Genomic DNA, 13,674 nt, shown 5'->3' with positions numbered 1-13,674 from the left:
AGTATCGCCCTGTGCGTTGGCGTCAATGTGGAATTCATGATCTCCCTGGGTGGTTTTAGGATAGGTGCAGGCGTGAATCCTTGGATGAATCTGCCAAGCGGTGAACGTTCATGGAGCATGAAGTACGTGATCCTGATTTTAGGGCTATTTTTATCTTTATTTGGCCAAGCCGCCCCTCCTCATGTCGTCTTTGTTTTAGTGGATGACTTCGGCTGGGGAGATCCAGCGACTTTCGGGGGCAAGATACCGACGCCGCATCTGGACCGCCTAGCCCGAGAGGGGATGCAGTTTCGCCAATTTTATGTCGCTTCACCCATCTGCTCAGCTTCGCGCTGTGGAGCCATCACTGGGCAATATCCAGCACGCTGGCACATCACGAGTTATTTGCAATCGCGGGAGGGAAATCGTGCCTGTGAACAGGTGGATTATCTGGCCCCCTCAGCCCCATCTTTGCCCCGTCTTTTTAGCAAAGCAGGTTATGCGACGGCGCACATTGGCAAATGGCATTTAGGCGGTGGGCGGGACGTCACGGATGCGCCGAAATTTGCCGCTTATGGTTATGACTTGGGACTGGGCACCTATGAAAGCCCTGAACCCGCCGCCGCTCTTGGTATAAAATCCATGCCTTGGACGATGGAGCGTGAACCGCAGCAGGTGGCGAGGCATGAGCGCACTCGTTGGATGGTGGATGAGACGTTAGCCTTCTTGAAAGCGAAATCGGCCAAGCCTTGCTTCGTGAATCTCTGGCTGGACGATACCCACACGCCTTTCCGCCCTATGGAGGGGGCTGATGAGCGTGAGCCACTGGAAAAATTCCGGGCGGTACTTACGGAGACGGATCGCCAACTCGGTCGGTTGATGGAGGGACTTCGAGAGTTAGGGCTGGAGAAGGACACCTTGATCTTGCTGGCAGGTGACAATGGGCCAGAACCATCCTTCGACCGTTCACGCACAGGTGGGCTGCGAGGCATGAAGTGGAGCCTCTATGAAGGGGGCATCCGTACGCCGCTCATCATGCGCTGGCCTGGCGTGGTGCCAGCGGGGCAGGTGGATGAGCAGACAGTGGTGAGTGCGATGGATTTATTTCCCACCCTGGCCACACTGGCTGGGCTACCTCTACCTGAAGGTTATATCTCTGATGGGGAAGACATGACCACAGCTTTTAAAGGCACACCTCGTGAGCGTGGTCGGCCTTTGTTCTGGGAGTATGGGCGCAAACCGGCATTGAAAGGGCAGGGGATCCGCACTTTTCCTTATCCAAAAGAGGCGGGGGCTAAATCGCCCAATGTCGGGGTGAGGGAGGGACCTTGGAAACTGCTGGTCAATGCCGATGGTCGTGAAATGGAGCTTTACCATCTCATCATAGATCCAAAAGAAACGACAAACCTTACCGAGCGTGAACCTGAGCAGGCTGCGCGCCTGAAACAGATGGCTCTGAAATGGCGGGCAGAGATGGAGTGAGGGCTCCCTAACAAAAAGGGCCTCAACGAAGATCGTTGAGGCCCTGAAACTTACCAATGAACCCGCCTGGGTTAATAGACGTCGCGGCGGTAGCGCTTGGCGTCCTTAAAGGCAGTCATGTAAGCGACGGCTTCTTCTGGGGTCTTGCCACCTTCTTTTTCGATGATGGTATGCAGTGCTTTGTCCACATCCACGGCCATGCGTGCGGCATCACCGCAGACATAGACGATGGCTCCTTGCTCAAGCCAGGCGAAGATCTCGGCGCTATTTTCCAGCATCTTATGCTGCACGTAAATCTTCTCGGCCTGATCACGGCTCCAGGCAGTGGTCAGCTTGGTCAAGGTGCCATCTGCCAGGTAGGCATCGAACTCGTCCTTGTAGAAGAAGCAGGTCGCGCTGCTGACTTCGCCAAAAAACAACCAGGCCTTGCCCTTCGCGGCAGTGGCTTTGCGCTCTTCCACAAAGGCGCGGAATGGGGCGATGCCGGTGCCTGGGCCGACCATGATGATGGGGGTCTCCTCTTCGGGCTCAGGCAGGCGGAAGCCTTTCCCATGATTCACAAAAACAGGAATGGTGGTCTCTGGAGTGATGCGCTCCGCCAGGAAAGTGGAGGCCACGCCCCCACGCTCGCGGCCATGGCTGGTGTATTTCACCGTGGCAACGGTAAGGTGCACTTCCTCTGGATGGGCTTTCTGGCTGCTGCTGATGGAGTAAAGACGGATGTTCAGTTTCTTCAGCACGCCCATAAACTCAGCAGGCTCAAATTTGGCATCTGGATTCTCGATGAGGAGATCAATGACAAAACGGCCCCAGAGGTAATCTTTAAGTGCTTGTTTGGTCTCAGGCGTGGCCATGTCGGCCAGCAGCGTCTGGCCATTGGTCTTCTCGATGATTGCTTTGATGAGCTTGTTATCTACCTCGGTGATGAGGCTGCCTTCGATGAGGGCTTGGCGGATGGGCACCTGGGCGGCGGTCTTCGGGTGAGTGACGGTCTCTTCGCCAGAAAAGCCCAGCACCTTCAGCATATCGTCCACCAGGGCAGGGTCATTTTGAGGCTGCACTGCGAGGGAATCTCCGGGAGTGTATTCCAACCCACTGCCGGCGAGATCAATTTCGTAATGCCGAGTGTTTTTCGGTGCGCCTGGGCCAGAGAGGTCATAAGCCTTTTTCACCTTGGCGATGAAGGGGTTCTTGACGTTATAGACGGGTTTGCCGGGCGCGGGGGTGCTCATTGATGGTTAGGTTTGGAGATGAAAAAGGGCGCGGAGACTAGACCGCTGAGACTGGTTGTCAATTCGACCTTAGCAGGGCGCGTGCCGGACCTCGGCGCATGTTGCCCTAAATTTGTGAAGAATCAGCGCTCATTTGCGCAATGGGTCAGGGCTTACTGAGGGCAGAAAATCATCCCAAAGCACCCTGCACGGCCTCCGCCGCACGCCGACCGCTGATCAGTGCCCCGTTGATGGAGGCATCTTCACACCAGTCACCACAACGATAAAGCCCCGGTGCAAGCACGGCCCCAAGAGGGCCTTCACCCAGGCGCAATTGGCGCCCCTCCGGCAGTGCATGGCGGATTTGGTAACTCCGCAGGTGATTCCAAAGGTATGCAGATTCCCCAAACCAAGCCGCCATTTGGTCTCTCACCACTCCTTCTAGCTCACCACTGGAGGGGGAGCCGATGACACTGGCGGAAATAAGATGCTGACCTTCGGGTGCGTAGCGCGGAGAGATTTTTGATAATACACAGGCGCTGTTGACAGGCCCTCGGCCATCCCCATCCAGGTAGATTGTCGGTGTTTCAGGCACGGGTTGGTCCGTCGTGAAATACAGACATGTGGTGCTGCGTGCAGGAAGCAGTTTCTCACCCATGGCTTCCGGAATCAGGCGAGCGGCTACTTCTTCGCTGACGGCCACGATGATGTGATCTGCGTGCACGACTTCACCACTCGTCAGAGTGATTTCACCCGCACGAACGGAGGTCACGGGCGTGTTTAGCTTTAGACTTCCGGGCGGTAATGAAATGGCGAGTTGATCCGGAATCGCCTGCATACCGTGGGCCGGGATGGCTGCCCCTCCTGTGCTGAACATGGAGTAAAGAAACAGGAACATGCGGGCGGAAGTGCGCAGATCCTTCTCTAAAAAGACGCCCCCAAAAAAAGCGCGGAAAAATCGGTCAATAAACTCTTCACTGAAGCCAAAATCACGGAGGTAGTCCTCCGTTTCGATTTCCGGGATGCGGCGCTCAATCTTGCGCGTCGTGAGCACCTCTTTGCGCAGGACCAAAGTGTACCACTTGTCCATCCAAGAAACGAAGGGATCACGTGCATGTTTGATGGCATCACGAGGGTGGGTGAAGGGATCTGAGAGCCGATGAAAGCGACCTTTATAAAACAGATCCGCCCCCCGATAAAACGGGCAGAGCTTCAGCCCATCATAGTCTAACACGCGTCGAGCCTCTGGATAAGAGGGAAGCAAAACTTGAAAGCCCCGATCCAGGGTGAATCCATCCACCACATCGGACCGCACCCGGCCACCCACGGCAGCGCCAGCCTCGTAGATGGTGAAACGCAGTCCAGCCTGCGTTAGCGCGCGCGCGCAAGCCAGCCCGGAAAGTCCGGCGCCGATGATGGCGATGCTAGGCGTTCGTTGGCTCATTGTGAATAAGCCGCAACATGAAGGACAGATTTCTGATTGCAAGCTGCACAGGTGCCGTCTGTGATGTTCCTCTCATGATGGATCGTCCCCGCTTGTTACTTCTTGGTGCCACAGGCCGCCTGGGGCGCACCTTGGCTGCTCATTATTCACCGCGTTATGAAGTGATCTCGCCGGGGCGGGAAGAGTTGGATCTGGCACGTCCCGAAACTGTGGCACAAGAGTTGGAGCATTTGGATTTTGATTTGGCCATCAATGCGGCAGCGGTGACCAGTCCAGACCTTTGTGAGGAAGATCCGGCCTTCGCCCTGCGGGTGAATGCCGAGTCCGCCGGTATTGTGGCAAAGGTCTGCGCCAACCGTTGGCTCCGTTACATTCACATCAGCACAGACTATGTCTTTGGAGGCAATGGCTGTGTTTTCCTCAGTGAAGAGGCTACAGCGGTACCAGTCAATGCCTATGGCAGGTCCAAGCTAGCGGGGGAGCAGGCCGTGCTCAAAACGAATGCCGATGCGTTAGTCGCACGAGTTTCTTGGTTATTTGGTACTGGCGGTGGGGGCGTGCCCGAAACGGCTCTTCAGCGGGCGAGAGAGGGCCAGCCGCTCGGCTTCATTGAGGATAAGTGGAGCGTGCCTAGCAGCACCCGCGATATTGCGCATTGGCTGGAAAGGTTGTTTACAGATCTCTCCTCGGTGAAGGGGCTTCTGCATCTCTGTAACACGGGCGTCGCCACATGGCGAGATTACGCCCAAGTCTCTCTGGATCTAGCTCATCAACATGGGATGTTGGATCGGCCCCACCTCACGCATGGCTTAAGACTGCATGATTTTCCTCAGTTCAAAGCCGCGCGGCCACCGTTCACCGTGATGAGTAATTCGCGGCTGAGTTTTCTTTTGGGCGAGTCTCCCCGATGCTGGCAGGATGCCTTAGAAGAGCATATAATTGATCTGCGCAGCAAACACGGCTCATGATCACCACCCGTCGCCATTTTTTGCATCTCGTGTCCGCTTTGGCCGCTAGTCCGGCTGTAGGTGTGGAAGGTCCAAAATTGGACCTATCTGCAGCGGCCGCTTACGTCAAAGAACGGAAAGGTTACGCGCTCCTCATCAAACAACACGGCAAAGTCATTCATGAAAGCTATGCCAATGGGGCCCAGCGAGGAGAAGCCCGACGCATCTACAGCGGTACCAAGGGCTACTGGGGACTTGCGGCCATGGCGGCTGTGGAGGACGGGCTTTTGACCTTGGATGAAAAAGTATCCACCACACTGCCCGAATGGACAGGTAGTAAAAAAGCCATCACCATCGAGCAATTGCTCGATTTCAACTGCGGTCTGGAGCGCTGTCTGAAACTGCATCAAGATGGGCTGACCGACCGCAATCAAATGGCGATGGATCGACCACTCGTCGGCACACCCGGGAAAAGTTTTATCTACGGTCCCAGTGCTCTCCAGGTCTTTCACGAGGTGTTGAAGCGCAAACTTGCAGCGCGTAAACGTTCGGATACTCCCACCCGTTATCTTGAGCGCCGTGTCCTGCGCCCGCTTGGACTGGGGCCCCAGCGGTACCTGGCCGATGCTAGAGGGAACCCCCTATTGGCTGCGGGTTTCCTTCTTTCGCCCAACCAATGGTCACGCATGGGAGATCTGTTGCTTGCAAATGGGAAGCCGGTTTTAAAACCTGATTCTATGAAACCGCTGCTTGAGGGTTCCTCGGCCAATAGCGCTTACAGTTTCGGTTTCTGGAACAATCACGCTGCCAGTAAACCTGGCGCACGCGAAATCGACATCGAAGATCAACTTGAAGTGGACTGGGATCGGCAAAATTGGTCTCGTGTGTGCATAGCCAGAGGGGTGCCGTCAGACCTCATCGCCTGCATCGGCAGCGGCTATCAGCGCCTCTATGCCATTCCTTCACTCGGGTTAGTCATCGTTCGTCAGGGGCTGAATGCCCGTTTTTCAGATGGTGATTTTTTGCGAACATTGCTTGGTACTTAAGCTGATGGTTACGTTATCCCTTGGGTATTGAACTCAACATTGATGAATGATCATATGTTGATATATTGGTTTCATGCCTTCGATCCTCAAGTCTCTCAGCCTCATCTCCGACCCGACTCGGGTACGCATCTTGTTGCTGCTGAAGCAGGAGGAGCTGAGTGTGGCAGAGCTCCAGGAAGTCTTGGCCCTGCCTCAATCCAACATCTCCGCCCAGTTGGCCAAACTGAAGTCCGCTGGGCTCGTCACAGATCGTCGCAGTGGCAAAAATCGGCTGTATCAGCTGGATGAACCTAATAGCAAAGAGAAGGCCGCGCATGAGCATTTCATTGCCCTCATGGAAGCTGCAGGCGGCGAACTTAAGGAAGCCAAAAAGGACGATGCTGCACTAAAAGTGGTGCTGCGTAAACGCCTCCGCTCCGCCCAAGCATACTTTGATACCCTAGCCGGGAAATTTGGGCGGCACTACATTCCCGGTCGTTCTTGGAAGGGGTTGGGGGAGACACTCTTGAAGTTACTGCCGCCTTTGATCATTGCGGATCTCGGGGCTGGGGAGGGGACATTATCTCAGTTGCTCGCGCAGCGTGCTCAGAAAGTCATCGCTGTGGATAACAGCGAAAAGATGGTGGCCTACGGTGCTGATCTCGCCAGCAAGCACGGCTTTGCCAATCTAGAATATCGGCTGGGAGACATTGAGGAGCCACCGATTGAACCGGGCACCGTGGACCTAGTCTTTCTGAGTCAGGCTCTGCATCATGCTCTTAACCCAGAACGCGCCATTCGTGCGGCTTACACGATTTTAAAACCCGGAGGTCGCATTGTGATTCTGGACCTTTTAAAGCATCAGTTCGAAAAAGCGCGCGAGCTTTATGCCGATGTCTGGTTGGGCTTTTCCGAAGCTGAATTGCATGAGATGCTAGCCAAGGCAGGCTTCCGCGAAGCTGAGACCAGCGTCGTGCATCGCGAAAGCCAAAGCCCGCATTTTCAGACCGTGCTCGCTTTAGCGAACAAGGGATGAGGAATGGATGGGAATAAATGACAGGGAAAGTTCTCTCAGGAGCTCAGACTCCTACTATGAAAGCTATTCTCTCTTCACTCCTATTGTTGACGGTTGCTCTTGCGAACGCGGCTGCTCCCGCAGATTTCACCGTCAAATCGGCGACGGGCACAGGTTCCTTTTCATTGATTGAGGCCAAGGGCAAGTTCGTTGCCATCCACTTTCTGTTAAAGACTGAGTGCCCAGTCTGCTTGCGCCACACGCGTGATCACATGACTAAGGCTGCCACGTTACCCAATGTGGTTCAGATCTTCTTAAAACCGGATACGGATAAGGAAATCGAGGCTTGGGCTGGCAAGCTTGACAAGGAAGCGCTGGAAAAGAACCCCATTTATCGCGATCCGAATGCCAAGCTGGCCAAGGCTTTTGACATTCCAGATGGCTACGCATTCCACGGCCAAGTCGTTCACTACCCTGCCACCATTTTGATTGGGCCCGATGGCAAGGAAGTCTTCCGTTACGTCGGTACAAGCAACAGCGATCGCCTTTCCTTCGAAAAGTTGGCCGAAAAGGTGACCGAGTTGTCTAAACAATAATGGTTAGGCCGCAACAGCTCCTCGCTGTGCCAGCGTGTGTGTAAATGGGCTGGAGGCAGCGAGGTTATACTGACGGATTGCGATGGCCCAAAACGGCGCGAGCTCATGATCCCGAGCTGACCAGAGGCGATAGTGGAGATCCGTCACCGTTTCGGTATCATGAATCATGGCTTTGATCTCCTGAGGATTCAGGCACTGTGGCCCTTCATGAATCAGGCGTGAAGCCAATTGATCTAGATAAGCCCGGGAAACATGGATGTTTTTCCGTCGGCGTAACAGGCTCACGTGAAGACCATTCACATAGGGGTCTAGGCACACCTGCAGCAGGCCATGATGTTTCTCAAGCTCAGGCGGCAGATGAATGCGGCCTTTGATCTCCTGCAGGTTCTCATTCATCATCGCCAAGACTCCTGGAGGATCCGTTTCCTCTGGCGTGGTGAAGAGGCCAAAACGAAAGCCAGAACTCCCTCCCGAGACAAGCAGCGCTACCGGAATCGCCAAGAACAGGGCCCCCAGGATCGGACTGATCCACATGAGGAAACTATGGGAGACAAACCAGCCGATCACGCCCCACACCACGGAGATGACGGTCACCGGCCAGAAGGTGAAAAACACCTCGGCCCAGTCCACTCCACCGTCAATCTTCCGCCGTTGAGTCACCCAGCGTACGCCTTTGCCAAGAACGGTGTACACCACAAACTGGGAGTGGAAGATCATCAGCACGGGAGCCATGAGCGTGAAGACAACGGTATCTGCCATGCTGCTCACGAAGGTCATGAGGCGGCGGTTTAAAGGCTTGAACAAACGTCCTGTGATCACCTCATCCAGAAGGATGGTGACTTTGGGCAGGAAGATGAGCATGATGGTCACACCTAACAAAATTTGCTCGGCCAGGATGGACTGCGGATTGTCATGCGGCAGGCGGGTCGCTGCTAAGAAGGTGGAAAAGACCAAAAAGAGGAACCACAGCAGGCTGCTCGCATAGCTGAGGATGCCGTGGAGGAAATTCAACCGACTCATCGGGTGCCAGCCTTTGGCAAACAGCAGCCAAAAATGCTGCATGTTCCCCTGGCACCAACGGCGGTCACGCTTCAGCATGTCCACCAAAGTGGGCGGGCCTTCTTCATAGCTACCTCGGTTGGTATTCAGCAGACGCACCGCGTAGCCCGCCTTGCGCATGAGAGCGGCTTCCACAAAGTCATGACTCAAGATGTGACCACCGAAGGGTTCCTTACCAGGCAGGGCAGGGAGCGCACAGTTTTTAATGAAGGGCTCTAGGCGAATGATGGCGTTGTGCCCCCAGAAGTTCGCCTCACCGCACTGCCAGTAGTCCAGACCCGCCATGAAAGGAGGGCCATACAGGGCTTGGGAAAACTGCATCACACGACCCAGCAGAGTCTCCGCTCCGATTTGTTTGGGAAACGTCTGCAGGATGCCGATCCCAGGATTCTTCTCCATGATCCGCACCATGCTGGTGAGCAGGCCACCGGACATCAGGCTGTCTGCATCCAGGACGAGCATGTAGCGGTAGCGCTTGCCCCAGCGGCGGCAGAAGTCACTGACGTTACCACTCTTGCGGTTGATAGGCTTGCGCCGCTTGCGGTAGAAAATACGACCAAAGGCATTGAGCTGACGGCAAAGTTCTAGCCAGGCCGTTTCCTCTTCGATCCACTGGCTCGTCTGATTCGAGTCACTGAGAATGAAGAAGTCATAGTTTTTGGATTGGCCGGTTTGCTCCAGCGAGAGGTAAATGGCACGCAGCCCTTCAAACACCCGTGTCACGTCTTCATTGAAAACGGGCATGATGATGGCGGTACTGGCCGTGATGTCCTCCTCCAGGTCCTCAGGCTTCAAGGTGCGCCAGAGATCCAGTGGATCTGGCTTGGGCCGATTCATCAACCACACACCGAAGAGCGCTGTCCAGAAACCCACATTGAGCTGGTAATACAGTGGGACAAAAACTGCCAAGAGGCCCCATTCAGACCACCGCATGCCGTGCTCAGACAGATAAACGTACATCAGCCACACACCAACGATGGTGCCCAGACCGACGAATGAAAAGAACGTGGCGCGCCGTGTCCGGGCGATGCGCGGGGGCGGCATCCCCGCCGTAAGATTGAGATTGGCCGTACTAGCTCCGATCATGCTCATCCGAGAAGAAAGTAAAGGTAACCCAGCACGCCCCCCACGATGCTGACAAGAATGGAATAACGCAGGAGGGGGTGGCGGCCTAGGCGGTCAAAGGTGTCCTCAGCCACTTCAGAAACGATGCCCAGGTCCATGTCACGCGGGGTCATTTTACTGACCTGCATGCCTGGCCCCGAGGTGCGCACCGCTGCACGCATGGCCTCGGTCATATCCTTCGGCAGATTTTCTTTGTCGAGAAAGAAGTTAGGCCAGCGCGCAGGCCCCCCACTGAGGTGGAAGCCCAGGCGGCCCGCAGCCTCTAGCTGCGAGGCATTGAGATTCATGTCGCTGTAAATCGCCGCTAGCCATTCATGCATCATCGCGCGTGCTTGCTCGATGCTATGCGCCGTGGGCGTGCGTTTCGGGTCTTTTTTATGGGCCTCAGCCGCACGTCGCAAGGTCTCAAGAATGAGCTGCGTGCGGCGGATACGATTGTGCAGTTGGTAGGAGCGGAAATAATCGGCGAGACGGGCATAAGCCTCGTTCCACTCGACTTCCGACCCCGTTGCGGGTGCGAATTGAATATTAACAGCTTCCATGGGCGCTCACTGGCGAGCCGGGCATAAGATGCGCAGATTTATCCATGAGGGAAGCGGTTTTCAAAGTCTCTTCATCCGTGGGGGGCGAACTGGATACTGAGGCATCCTGCTTTTCCCGCCAAGTTCCGACAACTCCAGTGCCAGCGATCTGGCCGTGTCACGAAGGGCTCCAAGTCTCCACTCTCTAAAATGCGAAATTGGCCTCTCAGTTCTCCACCTTCCAGCACATTCAGTGCCCGGGCGGCAATACGGCCATCCAGCGTGCCTCCTACCTCAATCGTGATCGTGCCATCGCAGGAAAAGTCCCCTGTGGCATGTCCGCAGACCCGCATTGCCCGCGTTTGCACAGGATAGAGGAAATTCACCTCCGCCCCTGCGGCAATGTCCAGTAAATCACAGGTAATGTGCTCTGCATACAGCCCTCGTTCGGAGATCACTTGGATCGCAGGCGGAGCATTCTGAGTATCGGAGTCCACTCTCTCCAGCTTGTTTAGGCAGACCGGGCAAGAAGGTTGTGTGAACGCCCCCGCAGTCGCGATGGTGAAAAAGAGGTCGCTACGCTCAGGTGGCAGGGTTTGTAGGACCGCACACAAAGCAGCAGCATCCACCGTCTCGATCCGATATTGCTGCGCCGCTAAAATGGCCGAGGGGCTGAAGCCTGCTGGTGCGATGAGAATCCCACGGGTGTTTTTAGCCGTGCTCACTTCCTGCGCAAACTGCGTCACGCTTTCAGGCGTCGCCCCCCATTCATTCCAGGCAGAAATTTTCACCAAAGCCCGTTGTGGATGCATGGTCGTTGGCCGCTCAATCATTCCAAAAGCCAGCGATCCATCTCCCAGAACGCGCGAACCTGCCAGCTCACACCCTGCATGAGAGGCGATACCCCGCACCAACTCCGCCACGCGCATCCAATCCAAGCTCACAATCAACTCCGGACTCCACTCTCCCGGCGTGAGTTCAGAGGAACTCTTCGCAGAGGAGAGTCCAGGTGAGCTCAGCGTGGCAAAGGGATCTAGCATGAGCGCAGAAACCAGAAGCTAAGCAAACATACCACGAAGAGGAAGTGCTTATTTGAAGCCGTCGCAGATTAGATGAAATCCAAACCTAAATCCAAGGCCCTGGCGGAGTGAGTCAGTGCCCCGACCGAAATGGCATTGACCCCGGTCGCCGCAATGTCTCGGATGGTTTCCAGCGTGATACCACCACTGGCCTCCAGCCAGAGTTTCCCTGCATTCAATTCCACAGCCTCACGCAGGCGTGCCGCACCCATATTATCCAGCAGCAGCATGTCCACTCCCTGGAGGGTGAGGAAGCCGGCCACTTGCTCTAGATGATCGGCCTCGAGTTGGATGCGTGTGCCTGGTCGTTCTTTGCGCACGCGATTGATCGCCGCCTGCAATTCCGGCAGCCCTCCGTGGGCCGCGAGGTGATTGTCCTTCACCATGACGTGATCATACAATCCAAGCCGATGGTTGGTGCCACCACCCGCCTTGACCGCCGCCTTTTCTAAAAGACGCCAACCGGGCGTCGTTTTACGCGTGTCCCAGATTTGCACTGGGTGTGGTTTCACCGCCTCTACATAACGGCGCGCCTGGGTGGCCACGCCCGAAAGACGTTGCAGGAAATTCAGCGCTGTGCGCTCTGCCGTGAGAATGCCTCGTGTAGGGCCGGAAATATCCATGAGAACATCACCCGGCACAAAGGCGCTGCCATCAGACATGCGTGCGTTGACTTCGATCTTCGGATCAATCTCTCGAAACACCCTCAGAGCCACCTCCATGCCTGCTAGCACCCCAGGCTCTCTTGCGGCGATCTGCGCCCTTGCCGTGGAATCAGCAGGCACAAAGTAAGTAGCCGTGACATCGCCACTGCCCACATCTTCAGCAATGGCGGTGCGGATGAGTTGTTCGGTGCTAGCGTCCATGAAGGTGACTATATAATAAAGAGAGTTACTTTTTCGGCAGCGCTCGTGTGGCTCCGACCGAGATTCCACCGTCCACCAATAGCAACTGGCCAGTGACATAGCGGCTTTCTTCCGCCGCCAAGAACAGTAGAGGCCCCTCCAGGTCATCCATCGCCCCAGGGCGGCCCAGAGGAATGCGCTCCGTCAGATACTCTACCCAGCCTGCATCTTCATACATGACACGATTTTGAGAAGTCTTAAACCACCCTGGGGCCAGCACATTGACCGTGATACCATCTTTCCCCCAGTCATGGGCCAGGCTCATCGTCATCTGCTTCACCCCACCACGGCTTGCGCCATAAGGAGCTAGCCCTGCATAGCCAGCCACGCAGGTGACAGACCCAATATTGATGATGCGGCCATAACCCGCTGGAATCATGAATTCCTTTGCCACCTGCTGGGCGACAAAAAAGGTGCCACGCAGATTCGTGTCCACGACCAGGTTCCAGTCATCCCAGGTAATCTCCGTCGCTGGTTTACGCACATTGCAGCCAGCGTTGTTGACGAGAATGTCGATCTTCTCCACCTGACTCTTAGCCGTAGCGACCGCTGCGGTGATGCTATCCATGGATCGCACATCCAATTCCACGGAGAGGCATTTGCGTCCCAGGTCTGTCACCTGCTTTTCCATGTCTTTAAGAGAGGCCAACGTACGGCTAGAAATAATCAGGTCCGCACCCGCCTTGGCCAGGGTTAGCGCAAATCGTTCGCCCAGGCCGCGTGAAGTTCCAGAAACGAAGGCCGTGCGGCCAGTTAGATCAAAAGAATGGGGTTGGCTCATAAGATAGAAACAAGTGAGGCGCTGAAATCGGAGAGAAGGGAAGGGAAGTCAACCCCAGGGCCCTCGTCTACCAAGGGCAAACGTCGGCACCGACTGGAAAAACATGGAGGTGAAGAAAAAAGCCTCACATTTTCAAAGAAATCGCCCACTTTAAAGACACAAAGGGGTCTCGAAACTTCTCAAGGGAAAGCCTCGAAATCGAATCTCGTGCGTTTTGGAATCGAAAAGAACCGATTCAGCCGAAAAATCTCCAGTTTGGTTGAGCGTTTCTGTGAAAACACAGCATCGAACCCGCAAAAACGCGATTCTCCTTCGTAACGGTGAACACACTCAAAGTTATGACCGATCGTCTAACAAAAAAGTATTCGAAAAACAGCGGTTTTTGGCCGCCTAAAAATCAGTGAATCATCAAAAAACCTTCAAAAAAGAGTAAAAAGGAGTTGCGGGGAATCTGGGGCTCGGCATACTTCCAATCCGCCACCGAAACAGGAGCGGCTGAGGAAAG

The 13,674-nt window shown here is 55.3% G+C and carries 12 protein-coding genes; 5 read left to right on the top strand and 7 right to left on the bottom strand.

The annotated features are described in order from the left end of the window. Positions 1-117 precede the first annotated feature (117 nt). Positions 118-1,461 (top strand): sulfatase-like hydrolase/transferase, encoded by a 1,344-nt coding sequence (locus HNQ64_RS20595; protein ID WP_184212271.1) that lies wholly within the window; start codon positions 118-120, stop codon positions 1,459-1,461. Positions 1,462-1,532: 71 nt separating this feature from the next. On the opposite strand, the gene HNQ64_RS20590 is transcribed toward HNQ64_RS20595, so the two are convergent. Then, positions 1,533-2,693 (bottom strand): diflavin oxidoreductase, encoded by a 1,161-nt coding sequence (locus tag HNQ64_RS20590; RefSeq protein ID WP_184212270.1) that lies wholly within the window; start codon positions 2,691-2,693, stop codon positions 1,533-1,535. A gap of 169 nt (positions 2,694-2,862) precedes the next feature. Next, entirely contained in the window at positions 2,863-4,116 is a 1,254-nt protein-coding gene (locus tag HNQ64_RS20585; RefSeq protein ID WP_184212268.1) for an NAD(P)/FAD-dependent oxidoreductase, read from the bottom strand. Positions 4,117-4,190: 74 nt separating this feature from the next. On the opposite strand from HNQ64_RS20585, the gene HNQ64_RS20580 reads away from it, so the two are divergent. The 4 genes from HNQ64_RS20580 to HNQ64_RS20565 all read left to right on the top strand — a co-directional run bounded on the left by HNQ64_RS20580 (position 4,191) and on the right by HNQ64_RS20565 (position 7,699). Next, the gene (locus HNQ64_RS20580) at positions 4,191-5,084 is read left to right on the top strand and encodes an SDR family oxidoreductase (protein WP_184212266.1); all 894 of its coding nucleotides are present in this window, start codon (positions 4,191-4,193) and stop codon (positions 5,082-5,084) included. Continuing rightward, complete coding sequence (locus HNQ64_RS20575; RefSeq protein ID WP_184212264.1) at positions 5,081-6,109, top strand: serine hydrolase domain-containing protein; 1,029 nt, start codon at positions 5,081-5,083, stop codon at positions 6,107-6,109. The genes HNQ64_RS20580 and HNQ64_RS20575 overlap by 4 nt, the downstream gene beginning before the upstream one ends. Positions 6,110-6,182: 73 nt before the next feature. Continuing rightward, positions 6,183-7,124 carry an ArsR/SmtB family transcription factor gene (locus HNQ64_RS20570; RefSeq protein ID WP_184212263.1) on the top strand — a complete coding sequence of 314 codons (942 nt, stop codon included), beginning with the start codon at positions 6,183-6,185 and terminating at the stop codon, positions 7,122-7,124. A 56-nt stretch (positions 7,125-7,180) separates the two neighbouring features. Beyond that, on the top strand, positions 7,181-7,699 hold the full coding sequence (locus HNQ64_RS20565) for a TlpA family protein disulfide reductase (RefSeq protein ID WP_184212262.1): 519 nt from the start codon (positions 7,181-7,183) through the stop codon (positions 7,697-7,699). Positions 7,700-7,702: 3 nt separating this feature from the next. Here HNQ64_RS20565 and mdoH read toward each other — a convergent pair whose 3' ends face one another. The 5 genes from mdoH to HNQ64_RS20540 form a co-directional block, all read right to left on the bottom strand. Next, positions 7,703-9,844: a glucans biosynthesis glucosyltransferase MdoH gene (mdoH, locus tag HNQ64_RS20560; protein ID WP_184212261.1), complete on the bottom strand. Its 2,142-nt coding sequence runs from the start codon at positions 9,842-9,844 to the stop codon at positions 7,703-7,705. 2 nt (positions 9,845-9,846) lie between these two features. Continuing rightward, positions 9,847-10,425, bottom strand: a complete 579-nt coding sequence (locus HNQ64_RS20555; RefSeq protein ID WP_184212260.1) for a hypothetical protein — start codon at positions 10,423-10,425, stop codon at positions 9,847-9,849. A 71-nt stretch (positions 10,426-10,496) separates the two neighbouring features. Next, on the bottom strand, positions 10,497-11,444 hold the full coding sequence (locus HNQ64_RS20550; RefSeq protein WP_184212259.1) for a restriction endonuclease: 948 nt from the start codon (positions 11,442-11,444) through the stop codon (positions 10,497-10,499). Between the two features lie 68 nt (positions 11,445-11,512). Continuing rightward, positions 11,513-12,349: a carboxylating nicotinate-nucleotide diphosphorylase gene (gene nadC / locus HNQ64_RS20545; RefSeq protein WP_184212257.1), complete on the bottom strand. Its 837-nt coding sequence runs from the start codon at positions 12,347-12,349 to the stop codon at positions 11,513-11,515. Positions 12,350-12,374: 25 nt separating this feature from the next. Continuing rightward, the gene (locus HNQ64_RS20540) at positions 12,375-13,169 is read right to left on the bottom strand and encodes an SDR family NAD(P)-dependent oxidoreductase (RefSeq protein WP_184212255.1); all 795 of its coding nucleotides are present in this window, start codon (positions 13,167-13,169) and stop codon (positions 12,375-12,377) included. Positions 13,170-13,674 lie beyond the last annotated feature (505 nt).

This window comes from Prosthecobacter dejongeii (genome assembly GCF_014203045.1).
Taxonomy (GTDB): domain Bacteria; phylum Verrucomicrobiota; class Verrucomicrobiia; order Verrucomicrobiales; family Verrucomicrobiaceae; genus Prosthecobacter; species Prosthecobacter dejongeii.
The sequence above is the reverse complement of the archived record's forward strand: the minus strand, read 5'-3'. Positions and strand labels throughout refer to the sequence as shown.